The sequence below is a fragment of the Pedobacter metabolipauper genome, assembly GCF_004362715.1.
In the GTDB taxonomy this organism is placed as follows: Bacteria; Bacteroidota; Bacteroidia; order Sphingobacteriales; family Sphingobacteriaceae; genus Pedobacter; species Pedobacter metabolipauper.
The window spans coordinates 844,572-864,720 of record NZ_SNYC01000005.1 but is presented as its reverse complement, the minus strand read 5'-3'; the positions used below and the strand labels follow the sequence as shown (position 1 = coordinate 864,720).

The following is a 20,149-nucleotide window of genomic DNA, read 5'->3' as shown; positions in this document are numbered from 1 at the left end:
TATTATGAAAAAATTAAGATACATATTCCCTTTACTCCTGCTTTTTGCAGTAGTAGGGCAAGGGTGCAAGGAAGAGCTTAGACTTGATCATATTGATGAGAATGCACCTGCTCCTCAGCAAGTAAGCAATATTAAATCAGAAGGTATACCCGGTGGTGCAATTTTAACCTACACGGTTCCTTCAGATGCTAATTTGTCTTATGTAAAGGCTGTTTATGAAATACAGCCCGGAGTTTTTAAAGAGGGTAAAGCTTCTTTTTATACCGATACCATCAGGCTGGAAGGTTTTGGTGATACCAATGAATATGATGTAAAGGTCTATACCGTGGGTAAAAATGATAAAGCTTCAGAACCATTGACCATTAAGGTTAAGCCTTTAACGCCTCCGGTTCAGAGTGCTTTTAAATACCTTACCCTTGATTCAGGTTTTGGTGGGGTGAAGATCAAATTCCAAAATGAATTCCAGGCAAACCTGGCGATTGTTCTTGAAGCAGATACAGCAGGAAATGGAGTAATGATACCCTTACAAACCTATTATACCAAGGCAAGGGAAGGTTCTTATTCGTACAGGGGATTGGCACCAATAAGGAAAACCTTTACGGTATATCTGAGAGACAGATGGGGTAATAAATCAGAAATTCTAACAAAGCGTACAACACCATTGGCCGAAGCCATGGTACCTAAACCATTTACAGCACTTCAGTTGCCAACGGATGAATACCTGCCGGTAGAAGCAGCCTATCCAATGTCGAGAATGTGGGACGGACTTGTTGACATCTGGATCTTTGCGTCAAGAAACAGTACCGTTGTGCCACAATGGTTTACAGTAGATTTAAACAGACCGGTAATTGTTAGCCGTATGAAAGTGCACCAGAGATCGCCAAACTATACCTACGGTGGTGGTAATGTAAAAAGATTTGAATTGTACGGATCAAGTGCACCAAATCCAAATGGAAGCTGGGATAGCTGGAAACTGTTAGGTTCCTTTACCTCAACCAAGCCATCAGGACTTCCATTGGGTCAGAATAGTGCAGAAGATTATAATTATGGTCATACCCTTGGTGAAGATTTTGAGTTAACAGAAACACCATTGGCGTATCGTTATTATCGTTTTAAATCATTAGAAACCTATGGTGGCGGCGGACAGATTACCATCGCAGAAATCAGCTTCTGGGGGAAATTTTAAATTAATCAATTAAATTAAAGTAAATGAAAAGTAAATTATATTATTTATTGATTGTATTTGCAGGGCTCTGTGTCTTTATGGCCTGTAAAAAAATGGATAGTACCTATGAACAATATGTTATTAAAGGTGGTATCCAATATCCGGGAGCTGCAAAGTCTGCAGTTTTGCATGGTGGAAATAAACGCGCCATACTCGAATGGCTGAAAGGCTCAGATCCTAAAATCGTGAAAGCCAGGATCTTTTGGAATAACTATGCCGATTCTGTGGAAGTTCCAATCACTGCCAGTCAGAGTGTTGTTCGCCATACGTTTACAACCCTGGCAGAGAATTTCTATTCGTTCACCATTAAGACCTACGACGCGCAGGGACATGTATCTGTTCCGGTTGAGGTTTCTGGCAGCGTGTATGGAGATAATTATCAGTCAAGGGTTTTAGAAAGACCGCTTAACGCAGCCATGTTAACTAAAGCCAATGTACTCAAGTTAAACTGGAGCATTGCTGATAGCGTTACCGGTGCTTTTGCTACTGATCTGGAGTATACCAATACTGCAGGTGTATTGAAGACTGTCCGTTTCAAAGGCGGGCTGTTGAATACCGAGATCGCTGATTATAAATTAGAAACCAACTTTAGGTACCGTACTTTATACCTGCCGGATTCTCTGGCTATTGATACTTTCTATACCGGTTACCTGTCTGGCCCTAAATTAAAACTGGATAAAAAGGAATGGGTTATTGCTAATTTTGACAATAACCATCCTGGTGATGAAAATAAAGTAGCCAATATTATTGATGGAAATCCAGGCACACGCTGGCATGGACTGGCAACCAATCCTACCCCGTATCCACATTATTTTTCAGTGAATATGGGCGCAGTAAGAACCATCACTGATTTGAGTTTATGGAGAATGAACACAGATGACCGTGCACCAGAATCCATTAAGATCGAAACAAGTTTGGACAATGTAACCTGGACAGATCAGGGTACGTTCGCGTTCAACAGGCTCATCGATGGTGAGCAAATTTTCACAATGAAGACTTTGACTACAGCAAGATATTTTAAGGTTACCGGGCTAAGGGGACCTCAGGCTTATATTGTTCTTGGAGAAGTAGACGTTTATGTTAAATAAATGGTTGGTTAGTACCGGCAGGGTAGTTCCTGCCGGTAATTTTTTTATGTAATTTGCAGGGTTTTCTATCTATGGCAAAGTTGTTGCTAGTAATAGCACGAAACCTTATAAACAAGATCAAATTATGATAAAAAGAATACATGTACTTGAAGATGATGAAGATATCAGATACATTATTGGAGTTTTGTTAAAAGATGAAGGATATGAACTACAGCTTTCGTCTACATTCGCAGAATTGAAAACTAAATTGAAAGATTCTGTTCCTGATTTGTTTATTTTAGATGTCATGCTTCCTGATGGTGATGGTGCCAGTATTTGTGCCGATCTTAAAGGGGATGTATTTACCAGACACATTCCAATCATCGTAATGTCTGCAAACGATCAGAATAAACAGATTAGTATTGAAGCTGGTGCTAACGATTATATCAGCAAACCATTTGATATCGATTACATCGTAAAACGAATCAATGCCCAATTGAATAAATAACAATTAATTTTTATACAATACATAAGAAGCCGGACAAAGATTGCCCGGCTTCTTTGTATATAAGAGCAATTTTATCTAAGTTTGGGCATTAAAATAATAGAGCAATTTAAAATGTCAGATCAAAAGAAAGAAATATTCGACGGCGTAGCGCAGCGTTTAAAAATAGAAGGATTTAATGTAGTTAACCGTGATGAAACCCGCCCATGGGGTGGTTTCTTTGTAATCGATGAAGATCAGGCACAACAGTTTGCCAATGTTTACTTCGAAGGATTAAACGTGGAAGACCTTCGTATTTCAGGAAAATTGAGCCCTAAAATATTAATCGTAGCCCCTAAGACTCGTCTTTCGTGGCAATACCACCACCGTCGTGCTGAAATATGGCGTGTAGTTAACGGTACTGTAGGTGTCGTAACCAGCGATACAGATGAAGAAGGTGCATTACAGCAGCTTAGTCCGGGTCAAAGTATTAAATTAAAACAAGGTGAAAGACACCGTTTGATCGGTCTGGAAGATTGGGGTATCGTATCTGAGATTTGGCAGCATACTGACCAAAGCAATCCTTCTGATGAAAGTGATATTGTTCGTGTTCAGGACGATTTTGGCAGATAAGTTCTTTTTATTTACATCATTTTATGATGGCATTAGAACATTATGCCTAAATATTCGTTAATACCAATATGATCATTTTATTGTTTTTTCTGTTACACTGGTTTTTATCACTTTTTTCCCAAACCTTCTTCCTGCACCGTTATGCTTCGCATAAAATGTTTAAGATGAATCCTTTCTGGGAGAAATTCTTTTATACCATCACTTTTTTGTCGCAGGGTTCATCTTTCTTGAATCCACGTGCGTATGCCATCCTGCACCGCATGCACCATGCATTTAGTGATACCGAAAAAGATCCGCACTCCCCACACTTCGTAAAGGACGTCTGGGGGATGATGATCCAAACCAAAAATATTTACCTGAATTATTCGAAATATAATCATGAGCCTGAAGAGCAATTTAGGGATAACTATCCTTCATGGCCTATCATTGATAAGATTGGCGATTCATGGATCACCAGACTCATCTTTATCAGCTTTTATGTTTGGTTCTATGTAACCTTTGCTACAGCCTGGTGGATGTTCTTATTGCTGCCTGTTCATTTCCTGATGGGTCCGTTACATGGAGCGATCGTAAATTGGTGCGGACATAAATATGGATATTCCAACCATGATAATAACGACCATAGCAAAAACTCTTTGCCGTTAGACTTTTTAATGATGGGGGAGTTGTTTCAGAACAATCACCACAAAAAGCCAAACAGCCCGAATTTTGCATCAAAATGGTATGAGTTTGACCCAACCTATCCGATCATGAAGGTGATGCACTGGATGCACATTATCCGCATCCGGAAAACCTAAGAACGAATAAATTCGTTTCTAGGGTATGATCTCAACCCTTTTGTTGATTATTATTTGCCTGTTCAGCTGCTGCCTCATTATGGTTGCGGTGTGGTTTTGGGCAAAGCAGATAACCAATGCAGGGGTTGTTGACGTTTTTTGGGCATTGAACTTTCCCGTCATAGGAATCCTGCTCTACTGCCTAGCAGAAGGTTTTGAGCCCCGTAAGCAATTGATCTGTGGTATGGTAGTTATTGCCGGTACACGTTTGGGTATTCACCTATGGAAACGCGTAATTGGACACCTTCATGAAGAAGAAGGCCGTTATAAGCAACTGCGAAAAGAATGGGCACCTCGTGAAGATTTTAAATTCTTTGTATTCTTTCAGTTTCAGGCCATCTCCAATGTAGTTCTTGCCATTCCATTTTTTATAATCGCATTAAACAAAGAACCTGCAATAAATATCCTGGAATATACCAGTATGGGCATTTGGGCTATCGCGGTAATTGGTGAGGGGATTGCAGACTGGCAGCTCAGCTTGTTTAAAAAAGATCCCGTGAATAGAGGAGAGGTTTGTAACCTTGGATTATGGAACTATTCGAGGCACCCCAATTACTTTTTTCAATGCCTGATGTGGGTCTCCTATTTCCTGTTCGCCGTTACCGCCTCATGGGGATGGATCGCCATCATTAGCCCTGCAATCATTTTTTACCTGATCTTTAATGTAACCGGTATTCCAGCAACAGAAGAGCAGGCATTAAGATCTAAAGGCGACAAATACCGCAAGTACCAGGAAACTACCAGTGCATTTGTACCCTGGTTTAAGAACAGTTAGTTTTCACACGTTCTCTATTGATTGCTCTTAATGTTCTTTCTCCAACGTTCTTCCGACGTTCTCTCCAACGTTCTCTCCAACGTTCTCTCCAAGGCTCAATATTGGATGCTCTCTCCAATGTTATCTCTTTAAAAGTTCTCTCTTCAAACGTTCTCTCTCCAATGTTATCTCTTTAAAAGTTCTCTCTTCAAACGTTCTCTCTCCAATGTTATCTCTTCAAACGTTCTCTCTTCAACGTTCTCTCTTTAGACGTTCTCTCTTTAAACGTTCTCTCTTTAGACGTTCTCTCTTTTCCGCCAGGATGATGTTTTTGTAATGATATTAACCTGTTCAGGTTGTTCATTTTAATTCCTAATCCGTTTAAAATAAATCTCAATAGTGGCTAAAAACGTATAATTAATAACTGCGCTTGTATCAATTCGTACAGATACAGGAATAACCCTAACCCCTAGATAAACTTTCGACTTGATGTGGTACGATAAACTACTTGAACAAGATAAATTGCCTGATTTCCTGTTGCGCCTCGGAATCAGGCGATTAATAAAGCAGCGACTTAAAGATGAACTTGCTGAAAACAGTGAACTGCAGCAGCAGCGCTTAAGCGGACTATTGGAAGAACTTAGAAATTCACCAATAGCCATCAATACATCAGACGCAAATGAACAGCATTATGAAGTGCCAACCGAATTTTACCAGTATTGCCTTGGAAAGAACCTGAAATATTCAAGCGGATATTGGTATGGCGGAGTTGAAGATATAGATACCTCAGAAATTGACATGCTCGAACTTACCTGTCAGCGTGCAGATCTTCGAAGCGGACAGGAGGTATTGGAACTGGGCTGCGGATGGGGCTCTTTATCGCTTTATATGTCTGCGAAGTTCCCGGACAGTACCTTTACCGTGGTATCTAACTCTACTACGCAAAAGGCATTCATCGATGAAACAGCCGCTGAACGGGGTATCAAAAACCTGACTGTCATCACCGCAGATATGAATACGTTTCAAATTCTCCATCAGTTTGACCGTGTAGTCTCTGTAGAGATGTTTGAGCACATGCGCAATTATAAGTTGCTGTTGAAAAAGGTAGCTTCTTTTTTAAAAGAAAGCGGAAAGCTGTTTGTTCACATCTTTACACATCATACCCTGGCTTATAAGTTCGAAGTGATCGATGAAACCGACTGGATGAGCAAATACTTTTTTACCGGAGGCATCATGCCTTCCAATCACCTGTTGTCCTATTTTAATGATGATCTTACCGTGCAAAAGCAATGGGTAGTTAATGGAATGCACTATGCTAAGACGTCAGAAGCCTGGTTAAAGAATATGGATGCCCATAAAAAGGAGATTATACCCTTATTTGAGCAAACCTATGGAAAGGATCAGTCCGTTAAATGGTGGGTGTATTGGCGGTTGTTCTATATGTCATGTGCCGAATTGTTTGGTTACCATAATGGGAATGAGTGGATGGTTTCACATTACCTGTTTAAAAAGAACCAGATTTGATGGAGAAAATAGCAATCATTGGAACCGGAATAGCCGGAATGGGCTGCGGTCATTTTCTGCATAAAAAATACGACCTGACTTTTTATGAAGAACTGGACTATATAGGAGGGCATACCAATACCATTACGGTAAATGAAGATGGAGCAACGGTGCATTTGGATACTGGTTTTATGGTATTTAATTACCGGACGTATCCGCACCTGACCCAGCTTTTTGAACAGATCAAGGCCCCGGTAAAAAAAACCGAAATGTCCTTCAGCGTCCAGTACCTTCCAGATCAGCTCGAATATAGCGGATCAAGCTTAAACCATTTATTTGCACAGCGGCGGAATATTTTTAAGCCTTCCTATCTGCGGATGCTGCTGGAAATAAACAGGTTCAATACACAATGTCTCCAGGTGCTGTATAATCCGCAATATGCAGATTATACCATCGGACGTTACATCCGGGAATTTGGGTATGGCGAAGATATGCTTTGGAAGTATCTCATTCCAATGAGTTCCGCAGTATGGTCTGCACCAATGGAACAAATACTGGATTTCCCTGCGGTATCATTGATCCGTTTTTTTAAGAATCATGGTTTTTTAGGGCTGGATAGCCAGCACCAGTGGTATACCCTGCATCAGGGAAGCCAATCTTACCGGGAACTGCTCATCGCTCCGTTTAAAGAACGGATCATGCTCAAACAAAAGGTGGTAAAGGTGGAACGGCTTGAAAATGGTCAGGTTATGGTAACCAGTTCCGGCGGCAAAGAATCGGTATACGATAAAGTGATCATGGCCTGCCATGCAGATCAAAGTGATAAGATTGTGCAGCATAAAACAGCAGATGAAGCCCGTCTGCTGTCAAAATTTAAATATCAGTCCAATAAAGCCGTTGTACACATAGATACTTCCCTGATGCCGAATAAAAAACTGGCCTGGAGCAGCTGGAATTACCGGGTAGAACAAAATGGGGATGCCCTGGTGCCAAGCACCATCTATTGGATGAACCAGCTGCAGCAGGTGTCTGACAAAAAAGATTATTTTGTATCCATCAATCCATCCAGCCAGCTTGATGGATCAAAAGTTATCAAAGAAATCGATTATGAGCATCCTCTTTTTGATGTGCCTGCAATGAAGGCCCAGGAAGAACTGCATCTGTTAAACCAGACAGGGCCTGTTTATTACTGTGGAAGCTATTTTAAGTATGGTTTCCATGAAGATGCGTATGCAAGCGCAGTTGAACTGTGTAAGCGCCTTTAAACCTGTTAAAATGAATTCATCGCTCTATATCTGTAAAGTAATGCACAACCGGTTGTCGCCAAAGAAGCACCACTTTTGGTATAAAGTATATTTGTTCTATATAGATCTGGATGAAATCGGTCTCCTTTCTAAAAAATTGCGCTGGATTGGTCACAATAGATTTAACCTGTTTAATTTTAGGGATAAGGACCATCTGCAGCTGCCGGCAAAAAATCCTGATCCTGGTAAAAGTACGCGGGAACATTTAACCAGGTACCTGCTGGAGAACCAGGTCGTTTTAGGTCGCGGCAGCGTGATGCTCCTAACCAACCTGTCCGTATTGGGCTATAATTTTAATCCGGTATCGTTTTACTTTTGCCAGGACGAACACGGTAAGCCGCTTTGTGCGGTAGTTGAGATCAGCAATACCTTTCATGAAATGAAGCTGTTCTTTATTGGTAAAGATGAGCTGGAAGGTGGTAGATGGGTACAGCGGGTTGAAAAATATTTCTACGTTTCTCCGTTCATAGACCTGGATACCCTGTTTGATTTTAACCTGGGTATACCTGGAGAAAAATTGGATATCAGGATCGACGATTACGATAAGAACGGGCAGCGTTTTTTTCTAAGCACATTAACCGGAACGCGAAAACCTTTAACAAATGCAAACTTATTAAGATACTTCTTTTCTATTCCTTTAATCCCCCTTCGGGTGATGGGATTAATCCACTGGCAGGCCTTTTTATTGTGGCGCAAGGACTTCTCATTCCATAAGAAGTCGGCAAACCACCAATTGCAAAAGGACGTATATAAACCCTATAAACCTACTAACTGAGCAGCCCATGTCTTCTTTGTCCATCGTAAAAAGTAAACCCGGATTCTATGAAAATGTAGTGCTCAATGCCCTGCAAAAAATGAATAAGGGAAGCTTAAGCCTGACATTGCCGGGCGGTGAACAGATCTGTATTGGTGAGGCCAGGGCGAAGATCAGTGCCACACTCATCATTAAACACAATGACTTTTTTAAAAGCCTGGTCTTGTATGGCGATATTGGTTTTGGAGAAGCTTATGTGGACGGGCTTTGGGAAACAGACCACATTACAGCATTGATTAAATGGGTACTGCTGAATATAGAAAATGCACCCTCAGTATCCGGCAGTAAAGCCAAAACATTAGGCCTCAATATCTTTAAATGGATAAACAGGGTCTATCACAATGGAAGATCAAATAGTATTTCAGGTTCCAGGAAAAATATTTCAGCGCATTATGACTTGAATAATGCGTTCTTTGCAACATTTCTGGACGATACCATGACCTATTCCAGCGGTTATTTTTATATTCCGGAAACATCGCTGCTGGACGCACAGCATGCCAAATATAAACGCCTTTGTGAACAGCTTCACCTCAAGTCTACAGATCATGTGCTGGAAATAGGGAGTGGATGGGGCGGCAATGCCATTTATATGGCACGCAATTATGGATGCCGGGTTACCTCAGTAACCATCTCTGTAGAACAACAGAAATTAGCGATGGAGCGTGTAGCTGCCGCTGGCTTATCTGATCAAATAGAAATTGTAATCCGCGATTACAGAGATATAAAAGGCAAATACGATAAGATAGTTTCCATAGAAATGCTGGAGGCCGTTGGTCACAATTATTATAAAACCTATTTCTCTAAATGTAATGAAGTGCTTGCCGATCATGGGATACTTGCATTACAGGTCATCACAAGTCCGGATTCGAGATATGATAGTCTGCGGAAAGGGGTAGACTGGATTCAGAAGCATATCTTTCCAGGCTCTCTGCTGCCTTCAGTAGCAAAGATAAATGAAGCCATCAATGCAACAGGCGACTTAACCATGGTCGATCTGAAGGACATGGGATTGGATTACGCAAAAACACTGAACCTGTGGTTTGAGCAGTTTAACCGGAATGCTGCATTGGTTAAAAGCCTGGGCTTTGATGAACGCTTTATCCGCAAATGGCGGTATTATTTTAATTATTGTGAAGCAGCATTTGCCATGCGCAATATCCATGTCATGCAGATGGTTTATACCAGGCCAAATAATACCGGAAGGTAAAAGGTGCCGGTTTAGGGAATGCGATACCTTAAATTCCGAACAATAGTCAGTTAAACGCTTATTATTTTTTTAATCTTTCTTAAATATATCAAAGCAAGTTTATCTTTGGATAAGATATATATTATAAATACACAATGGCTGAATATTTTAATCAGGCACATCTGCTGCTTGCTGTAGACTGTATCATTTTTGGATTTGACGGAGAACAACTTAAGATCTTACTGATCAAAAGAAGTTTTGAACCGGCTACAGACCAATGGAGTTTAATGGGTGGGTTTGTTGGTGCAAATGAAGATGTAGATGGTGCTGCCCAGCGTATCCTGCTGGAATTGACAGGCTTAAAAGAAGTTTACCTGGAACAGTTTAAAACATATGGTGACCCGAACAGAGACCCAATGGAGCGTACGGTGTCTGTTGCTTATTTTGCACTGATAGATATCCATAAGTATGAAAAGCAGATCAGCCACAATTTTCATGCAGAATGGTTTCTGCTCAATGAAGCCCCTAAACTGATTTTCGATCATGACCAGATGGTAGAAGATGCCAAGAAAAAGGTAAGATACAAAGCCGCACTTCATCCCATTCTTTTTGAACTGCTGCCTAAAAAATTCACCATACCGCAACTGCAAAGTCTCTATGAGCAGGTATATAATACCAGTATTGACAATCGTAATTTCATAAGAAAACTAAGTTCAACTGGTTTGCTGATCAAACTGGAAGATAAGGATAAGTCTGCCTCCAAGAGAGGAGCTTTCTATTTCAAGCTGGATAAGGATCTGTATAAGACTAAATTTCAGTCTTTTATAAACTTTATGCCTAACCTCGATAACATTATTGGATAGAATCTTTCCCAAAAGATGAATTAAATTTTTTTTTCATAATTATTAAACGTTAATTAGACATTTAATAATATTATGAACATAACCAAATATGTTATCGGTATTGACTACGGGTCTGATTCTGTTCGCTCCGTATTGGTAAACGCCGGCACGGGACAAGAAATTTCCTCGGCGGTACACCATTATAAAAGATGGCAGCAGGGATTATATTGTAATCCTGCAGCAAATCAATTCAGGCAGCATCCTTTAGATTATATAGAAGGATTAGAAATTACCATCAAAGAATGTGTGGAGAAAGCGGGCGGTAGTGCGATAGCCGGTCTCATCAAAGGGATCTCTGTAGACACAACCGGATCTACGCCTGTTGCTGTAGACCATACCGGTACCCCATTGGCATTAACGCCGGGCTTTGAAGAAAATCCACATGCCATGTTTGTGCTTTGGAAAGACCATACTGCCGTTCAGGAAGCCGCACAGATCAACGCACATGCGCTTAAGTATGAAAATAATTATTTAAAATATGTAGGAAGTATCTATTCGTCAGAATGGTTTTGGGCCAAGCTGCTGCGAACGCTCCGAACAGATGAAGCTGTTAGAAACAGCTGTTACTCCTGGGTAGAGCATTGCGATTGGATTCCATTTCTGCTTACAGGCGGTACGTCTGCTGATGAGATGAAACGCAGCAGGTGCGCCGCTGGTCATAAAGCATTATGGGCTGAAGAATTTGGAGGACTGCCCCCCAATGATTTTTTTACAGCACTCGATCCGGTTTTAGATGGATATACCGGTCGCCTGTTTAAAGAAACTTATACCTCCGATCAGGCTGCAGGTTCATTAAGTGCGGAATGGGCAGAACGGCTCGGGCTAACAACAGCAGTTAAGGTTGGGGTTGGTGCATTTGATGCACACATGGGGGCTGTTGGCGGACAAATAGAACCCTATTTCCTGTGTAAAATTATGGGTACCTCCACATGCGATATACTGGTTGCCCCTCAGGAAGATATGGAAGGCAAATTAATTAAAGGCATCTGTGGCCAGGTTAATGGATCGGTAATTCCGGGAATGGCAGGACTGGAAGCCGGACAGTCCGCTTTTGGCGATACCTATGCCTGGTTCAAAAATATATTGGCATGGCCGCTGCAAAACCTGTTAACAGATTCGTCCATCATCAATGAAACAACAGCTGCCGCATTACGGGAAGAAATGACAGACCGGATCATACCTGAATTAAGCGTGCAGGCTGCACTTTTACCCAATGATCCGGATGATGAGCTGGGTATCGACTGGCTAAACGGCAGAAGAACACCTGATGCAAACCAGGAATTAAAAGGTGCATTATTCCAGCTCGACCTGGGTACAGATGCCCCGAGAATTTTTAAGGCACTTGCCGAAGCAACCTGCTTCGGTGCTAAAAATATTGTAGACCGCTTTATCTCTGAAGGCATTCCGGTAAAAGGGATTATCGGAATAGGCGGCGTAGCAAAAAAGTCACCCTTTGTGATGCAGATGATGGCCGACGTATTGAATATGCCCATCAGAATTCATCAGTTTACACATACCTGTGCGCTTGGAGCGGCCATGTTCGCCGCAGTTGCAGCAGGTATATATCCAAGCATTGAAGACGCTATGAAAGCTATGGGAAGTGGCTTCGATGCAGCATATCAGCCCAATCCAGCGCTTGCCGGGTATTATGCCAAACGCTTTCCGAAATACAAATCATTGGGAGCTTACATCGAACAAAATATCCGCCATGAGTAAGTATGAAAAAATAAGGCAGGAAGCTTACGCTGCAAATATGCAGCTTCCCAAACTGGGCCTGGTGCTCTTTACCTTTGGTAATGTGAGTGCGGCAGACCGAAACCTTGGTGTATTCGCCATTAAACCCAGCGGTGTTCCATATGAAGAGCTTTCTCCGGAAAATATGGTGATCGTTGATTTTGAAGGCAATACCATAAACGGAATACTCAGGCCATCTTCAGATACTAAAACCCATGCAGTCCTGTATAAGAATTGGAAGGAGATCTCCGGTATCGTTCATACACACTCCACCTATGCTACCGCGTGGGCACAGGCGCAATCCAGCATCCCCATCCAGGGAACAACACATGCAGACCATCTGACTGTAGATATTCCATGTGCCCCGCCAATGAGCGACGAAAAGATCGCCGGCAATTATGAATATGAAACCGGATACCAGATCATCGACCACTTTAAAAACCTGGGCCTCAGCTACCAGGAAGTAGAGATGGTGCTGGTTGCAAACCACGCCCCCTTTACCTGGGGCAAAACTGCAGATAAAGCCGTTTACAATAGTGCAGTGCTCGAGAATATTGCACAGATGGCCCAGCTTACGCAAGGCATCAATGCACGGGCACCAAAATTAAAGGAAGCCCTGGTAAAAAAACATTTTGAACGTAAACATGGACCAGATAGTTATTATGGTCAGTAACCCTAAATCTTAAAAAATATATGATGATAGATCTAAAAGAATTGGAAGTTTGGTTCATAACAGGCAGTCAGGACCTATATGGTGAAGAAACTTTAAAAAAGGTTGCTGAACATGCCCGGCAAGTTGCAGAATCACTAAATACAGTAAAGCAGATTCCGGTAACCATCGTGTTTAAACCCATCGTAAAATCTCCGGATGAGATCTTTGAAACCTTACAGCAGTCCAATACAACCAAAAACTGTATTGGAGTAATCACGTGGATGCATACTTTTTCTCCTGCCAAAATGTGGATCAGGGGATTGAGTATACTGCAAAAACCATTGCTGCACCTGCATACGCAATTTAACAGGGACATTCCATGGGATACTATAGATATGGATTTCATGAACTTGAACCAGAGTGCACATGGAGACCGGGAATTCGGATTTATGGTTTCCAGAATGCGCAAAGACCGAAAGGTAGTTGTGGGACATTGGCAGGATGAAGACGTTTTAAATGAGATCAATGCCTGGACTCGGGCGGCAGCAGGCTGGCACGACTGGCAGGGCGCTAAATTTGCCCGCTTTGGTGACAATATGCGGTTTGTTGCGGTTACCGAAGGCGATAAGGTAGAAGCTGAAATGAAGTTTGGCTTTTCTGTAAACACCTATGGCATCGGCGACCTCGTAACTGTGATCGATGGTATTGGAGAGCAGCAGATCCAGGATCTGTTGTCCGAATATGAAAAAAGCTATACAATGTCGCCTGAACTGCTGCAAGGCGGATCAAAACGCGCTTCGGTATACGAAGCCGCTAAAATTGAACTCGGGTTACGTAAATTTTTAGAGGATGGCGGCTTTAAGGGGTTTACCGATACATTTGAAGATCTTCATGGCATGATCCAGCTGCCTGGTATTGCTGCACAGCGGCTTATGGAATCCGGATATGGATTTGCTGGTGAGGGCGACTGGAAAACTGCTGCCCTGGTAAGGGCTTGTAAGGTGATGGGGAGCGGTATGGAAGGAGGCAATGCATTTATGGAAGATTATACCTATCATTTTAATCCGGAAAACCCGATGGTGCTGGGCTCACACATGCTGGAAGTAGATGCTTCCCTGGCAAAGGATAAACCCAGTTTAGAAGTTCACCCGCTTGGCATTGGTGGTAAAGCTGACCCTGCACGCCTGGTTTTCAATGTAGCCGGAGGTAAAGCCCTAAATGCATCTTTAATAGACATGGGGAACCGTTTCCGGCTCCTGGTTAATGAAGTGGAAGCGGTAGAGGCAACCGAGGCACTTCCTAATCTGCCGGTAGCACGGGTACTGTGGAAAACACTGCCGGACATGAAAACAGGATGCGCAGCCTGGATCTATGCAGGTGGTGCCCACCATACTGCCTACAGCCAGAATTTAACTGCAGGGAATATGCTTGATTTTGCTAATATTGCAGGCCTTGAATACCTGAATATCAATGCAGGGACTAAGTTGGAAAACTTTAGGAACGAGCTGCACTGGAATGAAATGTATTACAGATAGATTACCACAAACCAAATAACCAAATAACGTATGAACAATAGTTTAGTAACTACAGATTATGTAGTCTTTATCATTTATTTCCTGGTCGTTTCCGGCTATGGCTACTACATTTATCGCGAACGTAAAAAAGGAGAACACGATGCCAAAGCTTTTTTCCTGGCTGAAGGTACCTTAACCTGGTGGGCAATTGGGGCATCTTTAATTGCATCAAACATTTCTGCAGAGCAGTTTATTGGCATGAGTGGCGAAGGTTTCTTTCTCGGCATTGCGGTAGCAGCTTATGAATGGATCGCTGCAATTGCCCTGATCATTGTTGCGGTATGGTTTATTCCCGTGTATCTTAAAAATAAGATCTACACCATGCCCCAGTTTCTTAAAACACGGTATAATGAGTCGGTCGCGCTGATCATGGCCGTTTTCTGGTTATTCCTGTACGTATTTGTAAACCTGACTTCCATACTTTATTTAGGTGCTGTGGCAATCAATGGATTAACCGGTGGTGATTACCTGCATGTGATCATGATCGGCCTTGCCGTCTTTGCATTGGTTATTTCTTTGGGAGGGATGAAGGTGGTAGCCTATACCGATGTAATCCAGGTAGCCGTTCTGATATTTGGCGGCCTGGTAACTACCTACATTGCCTTAACTGTGGTAGGCCAGAAATTTGGTGTCGGCAGCAATGCCATCGCTGGTTTTAATGTATTGATGGAGCAGGCACCGGAACACTTTAAAATGATCATTCCTAAACCTACAGCCACGTCCACACAAAACGAGATCAGTAAATACTTAACTTTTCCCGGCCTCGCATCCTACGTAGCAGGTATATGGATCATTAACCTAAACTATTGGGGCTGTAATCAGTACATTACACAACGGGCTCTTGGTGCTGATCTTCAAACCGCAAGAACAGGAATCCTGTTTGCGGGATTACTTAAGCTGTTAATGCCTGTAATTGTAATGCTTCCCGGTATTGCGGCTTATGTACTTTACAAAGGCGGTCATTTACCCCAGCTGATCGGTGGTAAGGATGGTGCCTATTCTGCAGTACTTACGTTTTTGCCTACTGGTTTAAAAGGATTGTCTGTTGCCGCACTTACCGCTGCAATTGTTGCCTCACTGGCAGGTAAGGTAAATAGTATATCAACCATATTTACGCTGGATGTGTATTCCAAATATTTTAATAAAGGTACCAACCAAAAAGACCTTGTCTTTATTGGAAGGGCTACGGTATTTGTGGGGATGATCCTTGCGGTACTGTTCACCTGGAATGATCTGTTGGGAATCGGCGGCGCAGGGGGCTTTACCTTTATTCAAAAATATACCGGCTTTATCAGTCCCGGGGTCTTTGCCATGTTCATTCTTGGTATGTTCTGGAAAAGAACAACCGGAAGCGCCGCAATTGCCGGTGTATTGGCAGGCTTCCTTTTCTCTGTATTTTTCAATGAGTTTGCACCAAAATTATTGGGTAACGATACCTTGCTGTATACGGCCTATCCAAATGGATCCGGTGCGTATGAGATCCCGTTTCACATCTGTATGGGACTGTCATTTGGCTTTACCATGCTGATCATGATCTTAATCAGCTTATTCGGTCCAAAAATAAATCCAAAAGCTTTTGAACTGGATAAGACCATGTTTAAGGTGAGTAATTCTACATTGGTTCTGATTGTAATTACCCTGCTCATCATCGCGGCACTTTACATTAAATTCTGGTAAGCTTATGAAAGTACTTCCATTTACATTGCTGGCTCCAGACGATAAAAGTGTGATCTCCGAACGCATTGAACGGCCACATTTCTATCCTTATTTACACCGGCATGATGAATGGCAGCTAACCTGGGTGGAACAAGGGGAAGGAACACTCATTGCCGGGAATAATATGCATGCTTTTTGTGCCGGCGATCTGTTTTTAATCGGGGCCAATCTGCCGCACCTATTCAAAAGCAACCCGGAATATTTTGAAGAAGATGCGCGCAAAACCATTCAGGCCTGCTCCATTTACTTTAACCCTTCAGGTATATTGGATGGGTTATTCAACCTGCCTGAACTTAAGGCTGCAGGTGCTTTTCTGAAAAATAACAAGCATGGATTTAAAATTCCGGAGCAATACCGTATTGCTGTTGCAGATAAAATGCTCCAGGTACATGACGCATCCGGGATGAACGTGCTGTTTAACTTCCTGGGGTTACTGGAAGTACTTCAAAATATAGAACAAGGGCTTGAAGCACTTTGTCAGGATGTTTACGCGTCAGCACTTTCAGAGCGCGAAGGGATGAGGCTGAGTAATATCATCAACTTTATTATGCGCAATTACAACAACCAGATTGATCTGGAAGATGTGGCCAATGCAGCATATATGACACCGCACGCCTTTTGCCGGTACTTTAAAAAACATACGGGTCATACGTTTATTTCATTCTTAAATGAGGTAAGGGTTAATGATGCATGTAAAAGCCTGGTTTCTGACCATAAAACGGATTGCATTTCCGGCGTAGCATACCGGGCAGGCTTCAACAGCATCACAAACTTTAACCGGGTATTTAAAAGTATAATCGGACAGTCTCCAAGTGCATATATGGATTCCTATCATACCCTAAGCCGCAGTAATCATATTGCCGTTTAATAAAAAAGCCTGGTTCTATTAAAACCAGGCTTTTCGTAAGGTATGTATCTTCTATTTTATAGTTGATGTATCATTGGGATCAGGAGTTTGCCGCTTTAGGCTTTCCTTTATTGCTTCCCCATCTTTTGCCGCCACCACCGCCACCGTTTGGTGTTCTTTTGGCTCCGCTTAAGTTAGGCTGACGTTCGGTACGTTCAGGGCGCGCGCCTCTTGAAGGTTTCGCTTTGCCTTTAACTTTTGCTGCTGCAGCACCGCTCATCAGGCTTTGCCAGCTCAATGCATACGGATGATCCTCTGTAACCGGAAGCTTTAATCCGATCAGTTTCTCAATATCATCCAAAAACTCTTTTTCTTCAGAATCGCAGAAAGACAGAGCGGTTCCGCTTAATCCTGCACGACCCGTACGGCCAATACGGTGAACGTAAGTTTCCGGAATATTTGGAAGCTCATAGTTGATCACATGGGTCAGTTCATCCACATCAATACCACGGGCAGCAATATCGGTAGCTACCAGGATCCGTGTAGTCTTTGCTTTGAAATTTGTTAAAGCCCTTTGTCTGGCATTTTGAGACTTGTTACCATGAATGGCTTCCGCTTTAACACCAACTTTGATCAGGTCTTTTACAATCCGGTCTGCACCATGCTTGGTACGGGCAAAGACTAAGGCCGTTTGAATGGTCTTATCTTGAAGGATATGGATCAGTAAGTTCTTTTTATCGTTCTTTTCTACATAGTAGATCTCCTGCTGGATTTTTTCAGCGGTAGAGGATACCGGTGTAACTTCTACTTTAATTGGATCGCTAAGAATGGTATTTGCCAACGTCTGGATCTCCTTAGGCATGGTAGCCGAGAAGAACAAGGTTTGTCTTTTTGCAGGCAGCTTCGCAATTACTTTTTTAACGTCATGAATAAAGCCCATATCTAACATACGGTCGGCCTCATCCAGTACAAAGATCTCAATGTCTCGCAGGTTTACAAATCCCTGGTTCATCAGGTCAAGCAATCTTCCGGGAGTGGCAACTAAAATATCTACACCGCGGTGAAGTGCATCGGTCTGTGCTTTCTGACCCACACCACCAAATATAACCAGGTGTTTAATGGGCAGATTTCTTCCGTAAGCTTTAAAGCTTTCTTCAATTTGGATGGCAAGCTCACGCGTTGGCGTCAATACCAATGCTTTAATTGCTTTATGAACTTTCGTGTTGGTATGTGGCTTACTTAGCAGTTGCAGCATTGGAATAGCAAATGCTGCAGTTTTACCCGTTCCTGTTTGTGCACAGCCCAATAGGTCTCTGCCTTGTAATATGTTTGGAATAGATTGTTCTTGTATGGGGGTAGGTTGTGTATAACCTTCTGTTTGCAGCGCAGATAAAATGGGCTCAATCAGATTTAATTCTTCGAATAACAATATGTTTGTATTTAATGTAATAATAGCCGCGAAATAATTCGCTTCGCCGGCAAAGGTACATATAAACTTTCGGCTTTTACTTATCCTTGTGTTTTATAGTGGTTTGAGTATCAGACCTTAGCTTTGCTTTCCTTAAAGCGGCTAAAAAATATCAGGGCCAAAACGCAAAGTACAAAGCCAACGGCACCATTTAAGCGTAAACCATAGTCATTTCCCGGATCTTTGCCATAAACGGTCAGCATGGCAAAAATGGCAATCCCCATCGTCTGACCCAATTTAACGAACAGATACTTCACCGCAAAGAACATCCCCTCATGATTCTCTCCGGTCTCTATCGTATCCTTTTGCGCAATGTCTGCCAGGATCGCATTGGGTAAAATTCCAAGTGAAGCCAGCGGAAAAGAAGCAAAGGTAACCAGGATATACATTTGCAGGGTAGGGGATATGGGCAGTTCACCCAAAAAATAGATCGTTACAAAGATCAGGCTGAGTATAGCAAAGGCGGCAATAACCAGGGGTTTCTTCCCAAAGCGCTTAGCCCCATAATTGATAAAAGGATAGAACAAAAGAGAAAGGACAACCATGATCCCCATAAATTTACCCCCGTCAGAATCCGGCAATCCCAATAAAACGGTTACAAAGAATAACAATCCGCTCGAAATGATGCTCAATGCAATATAGTAGGCAAAATCTGAGATCAGGTAATACTTAAAGTTTGAGTTCCTAAACGTGTTCTTTATTGCAGGAATTAAGGCAATGTGTGTGGGTTTTGCCGTGGTATATTCCTTTTCATCAATGGATATGATAGGCAGGATCATCACCAGTCCGGAGAAAATGCTTAAACCCCAAATGGTATACTGTAAGGCTTCGGCACGTTCGGTAACCTTAAAAATATCCTGGATCAGGTCCGCATAATTATTACACAGGGCAGCAAGGATCATTCCCAGCACAAATCCAACCTGCTGGTACGTAGAAAGCTTGACTTTTTGATCTGCATCGTGTGCAAGCTCGGCAAGCAAGGCATTGTAAGGGATAATATAAGTGGTTACGGAGATGAAAAATCCGGCAAGTACAATGGCCAGCCACCATCCGTTTACAATGCTTTCTCCCTTAACCAGGGGATAGAAAACAAGGGAGCAGAAAAGCACAGCAGGAACAATTGCGTATTTCATGATTGGAATTCTTCTGCCTTTAGGATTTTTGCTGCTATCGCTTACCGAAGCAATAAAAGGATCGTAAATGGCATCAAACAAGCGGCCAGAGGCCGCAATCAGTGAAAGAATATTAAATGCACCGAAAACCATCAGCTGCGGAACCAGTGGGTTTAACCCGGAATTATTTGGCGGCAGGTAAAAGTAAGGGAGCATCACAATAATGAGGTTACTCATGATACTCCAGCCCATCATTCCGGCAGCATAGGAGATCTCTTTTTTTAAAGGCAATTGTTTTATCGGCATTCCAGGTTTGTAAGGCGCTAATGAGTTGGTAA

At 42.3% G+C, this 20,149-nt stretch carries 18 protein-coding genes; 16 read left to right on the top strand and 2 right to left on the bottom strand.

The window, feature by feature from the left end; translation table 11 throughout:
- Positions 1-4: 4 nt before the first annotated feature.
- From ATK78_RS16085 to ATK78_RS16010, 16 genes are all read left to right on the top strand, one after another.
- Positions 5-1,186, top strand: coding sequence for a DUF5000 domain-containing lipoprotein (locus tag ATK78_RS16085; protein ID WP_133577129.1), 1,182 nt, complete (start codon positions 5-7; stop codon positions 1,184-1,186).
- Between the two features lie 23 nt (positions 1,187-1,209).
- A complete protein-coding gene (locus tag ATK78_RS16080) occupies positions 1,210-2,313 on the top strand; it encodes a DUF4998 domain-containing protein (RefSeq protein ID WP_133577128.1) in 1,104 nt (367 codons plus the stop codon).
- Between the two features lie 124 nt (positions 2,314-2,437).
- Positions 2,438-2,800 (top strand): response regulator transcription factor, encoded by a 363-nt coding sequence (locus ATK78_RS16075; RefSeq protein WP_133577127.1) that lies wholly within the window; start codon positions 2,438-2,440, stop codon positions 2,798-2,800.
- 111 nt (positions 2,801-2,911) lie between these two features.
- Complete coding sequence (locus ATK78_RS16070; RefSeq protein WP_133577126.1) at positions 2,912-3,409, top strand: cupin domain-containing protein; 498 nt, start codon at positions 2,912-2,914, stop codon at positions 3,407-3,409.
- A gap of 68 nt (positions 3,410-3,477) precedes the next feature.
- The gene (locus ATK78_RS16065) at positions 3,478-4,206 is read left to right on the top strand and encodes an acyl-CoA desaturase (RefSeq protein WP_133577125.1); all 729 of its coding nucleotides are present in this window, start codon (positions 3,478-3,480) and stop codon (positions 4,204-4,206) included.
- A 25-nt stretch (positions 4,207-4,231) separates the two neighbouring features.
- Entirely contained in the window at positions 4,232-5,020 is a 789-nt protein-coding gene (locus ATK78_RS16060; protein WP_133577124.1) for a DUF1295 domain-containing protein, read from the top strand.
- A gap of 468 nt (positions 5,021-5,488) precedes the next feature.
- Positions 5,489-6,523, top strand: a complete 1,035-nt coding sequence (locus tag ATK78_RS16055; RefSeq protein ID WP_133577123.1) for an SAM-dependent methyltransferase — start codon at positions 5,489-5,491, stop codon at positions 6,521-6,523.
- Positions 6,523-7,767, top strand: coding sequence for an NAD(P)/FAD-dependent oxidoreductase (locus ATK78_RS16050; protein WP_133577122.1), 1,245 nt, complete (start codon positions 6,523-6,525; stop codon positions 7,765-7,767). Before ATK78_RS16055 ends, ATK78_RS16050 begins: the two co-directional genes overlap by 1 nt.
- A gap of 10 nt (positions 7,768-7,777) precedes the next feature.
- The gene (locus ATK78_RS16045; protein ID WP_166664898.1) at positions 7,778-8,581 is read left to right on the top strand and encodes a DUF1365 domain-containing protein; all 804 of its coding nucleotides are present in this window, start codon (positions 7,778-7,780) and stop codon (positions 8,579-8,581) included.
- A gap of 7 nt (positions 8,582-8,588) precedes the next feature.
- Positions 8,589-9,827, top strand: coding sequence for an SAM-dependent methyltransferase (locus ATK78_RS16040; protein WP_133577120.1), 1,239 nt, complete (start codon positions 8,589-8,591; stop codon positions 9,825-9,827).
- 134 nt (positions 9,828-9,961) lie between these two features.
- On the top strand, positions 9,962-10,669 hold the full coding sequence (locus ATK78_RS16035; RefSeq protein WP_133577119.1) for an NUDIX hydrolase: 708 nt from the start codon (positions 9,962-9,964) through the stop codon (positions 10,667-10,669).
- Positions 10,670-10,741: 72 nt separating this feature from the next.
- On the top strand, positions 10,742-12,424 hold the full coding sequence (locus ATK78_RS16030) for a ribulokinase (protein WP_133577118.1): 1,683 nt from the start codon (positions 10,742-10,744) through the stop codon (positions 12,422-12,424).
- Positions 12,417-13,115: an L-ribulose-5-phosphate 4-epimerase gene (locus ATK78_RS16025; protein ID WP_133577117.1), complete on the top strand. Its 699-nt coding sequence runs from the start codon at positions 12,417-12,419 to the stop codon at positions 13,113-13,115. The genes ATK78_RS16030 and ATK78_RS16025 overlap by 8 nt, the downstream gene beginning before the upstream one ends.
- A gap of 20 nt (positions 13,116-13,135) precedes the next feature.
- On the top strand, positions 13,136-14,629 hold the full coding sequence (gene araA, locus ATK78_RS16020) for an L-arabinose isomerase (RefSeq protein ID WP_243732554.1): 1,494 nt from the start codon (positions 13,136-13,138) through the stop codon (positions 14,627-14,629).
- Positions 14,630-14,659: 30 nt separating this feature from the next.
- On the top strand, positions 14,660-16,345 hold the full coding sequence (locus ATK78_RS16015; protein ID WP_133577116.1) for a sodium/sugar symporter: 1,686 nt from the start codon (positions 14,660-14,662) through the stop codon (positions 16,343-16,345).
- A 4-nt stretch (positions 16,346-16,349) separates the two neighbouring features.
- Entirely contained in the window at positions 16,350-17,252 is a 903-nt protein-coding gene (locus tag ATK78_RS16010) for an AraC family transcriptional regulator (protein WP_133577115.1), read from the top strand.
- Between the two features lie 79 nt (positions 17,253-17,331).
- Here the strand turns inward: ATK78_RS16010 and ATK78_RS16005 are convergent, their stop codons facing one another.
- Positions 17,332-18,660, bottom strand: a complete 1,329-nt coding sequence (locus ATK78_RS16005) for a DEAD/DEAH box helicase (protein WP_133577114.1) — start codon at positions 18,658-18,660, stop codon at positions 17,332-17,334.
- 110 nt (positions 18,661-18,770) lie between these two features.
- Complete coding sequence (locus ATK78_RS16000; RefSeq protein WP_133577113.1) at positions 18,771-20,117, bottom strand: MFS transporter; 1,347 nt, start codon at positions 20,115-20,117, stop codon at positions 18,771-18,773.
- Between the last annotated feature and the right edge of the window lie 32 nt (positions 20,118-20,149).

Excerpts from the sequence above, each read along its gene's own strand:
- ATK78_RS16025 (WP_133577117.1), top strand. The coding sequence starts at position 12,417 with ATGAGTAAGTATGAAAAAATAAGGCAGGAAGCTTACGCTGCAAATATG.
- ATK78_RS16035 (WP_133577119.1), top strand. The coding sequence starts at position 9,962 with ATGGCTGAATATTTTAATCAGGCACATCTGCTGCTTGCTGTAGACTGT.
- ATK78_RS16050 (WP_133577122.1), top strand. The coding sequence starts at position 6,523 with ATGGAGAAAATAGCAATCATTGGAACCGGAATAGCCGGAATGGGCTGC.
- ATK78_RS16010 (WP_133577115.1), top strand. The coding sequence starts at position 16,350 with ATGAAAGTACTTCCATTTACATTGCTGGCTCCAGACGATAAAAGTGTG.
- ATK78_RS16065 (WP_133577125.1), top strand. The coding sequence starts at position 3,478 with ATGATCATTTTATTGTTTTTTCTGTTACACTGGTTTTTATCACTTTTT.
- ATK78_RS16060 (WP_133577124.1), top strand. The coding sequence starts at position 4,232 with ATGATCTCAACCCTTTTGTTGATTATTATTTGCCTGTTCAGCTGCTGC.
- ATK78_RS16030 (WP_133577118.1), top strand. The coding sequence starts at position 10,742 with ATGAACATAACCAAATATGTTATCGGTATTGACTACGGGTCTGATTCT.
- ATK78_RS16045 (WP_166664898.1), top strand. The coding sequence starts at position 7,778 with ATGAATTCATCGCTCTATATCTGTAAAGTAATGCACAACCGGTTGTCG.
- araA (WP_243732554.1), top strand. The coding sequence starts at position 13,136 with ATGATGATAGATCTAAAAGAATTGGAAGTTTGGTTCATAACAGGCAGT.
- ATK78_RS16040 (WP_133577120.1), top strand. The coding sequence starts at position 8,589 with ATGTCTTCTTTGTCCATCGTAAAAAGTAAACCCGGATTCTATGAAAAT.
- ATK78_RS16070 (WP_133577126.1), top strand. The coding sequence starts at position 2,912 with ATGTCAGATCAAAAGAAAGAAATATTCGACGGCGTAGCGCAGCGTTTA.
- ATK78_RS16085 (WP_133577129.1), top strand. The coding sequence starts at position 5 with ATGAAAAAATTAAGATACATATTCCCTTTACTCCTGCTTTTTGCAGTA.
- ATK78_RS16000 (WP_133577113.1), bottom strand. The coding sequence starts at position 20,117 with ATGCCGATAAAACAATTGCCTTTAAAAAAAGAGATCTCCTATGCTGCC.
- ATK78_RS16055 (WP_133577123.1), top strand. The coding sequence starts at position 5,489 with ATGTGGTACGATAAACTACTTGAACAAGATAAATTGCCTGATTTCCTG.
- ATK78_RS16075 (WP_133577127.1), top strand. The coding sequence starts at position 2,438 with ATGATAAAAAGAATACATGTACTTGAAGATGATGAAGATATCAGATAC.
- ATK78_RS16015 (WP_133577116.1), top strand. The coding sequence starts at position 14,660 with ATGAACAATAGTTTAGTAACTACAGATTATGTAGTCTTTATCATTTAT.
- ATK78_RS16080 (WP_133577128.1), top strand. The coding sequence starts at position 1,210 with ATGAAAAGTAAATTATATTATTTATTGATTGTATTTGCAGGGCTCTGT.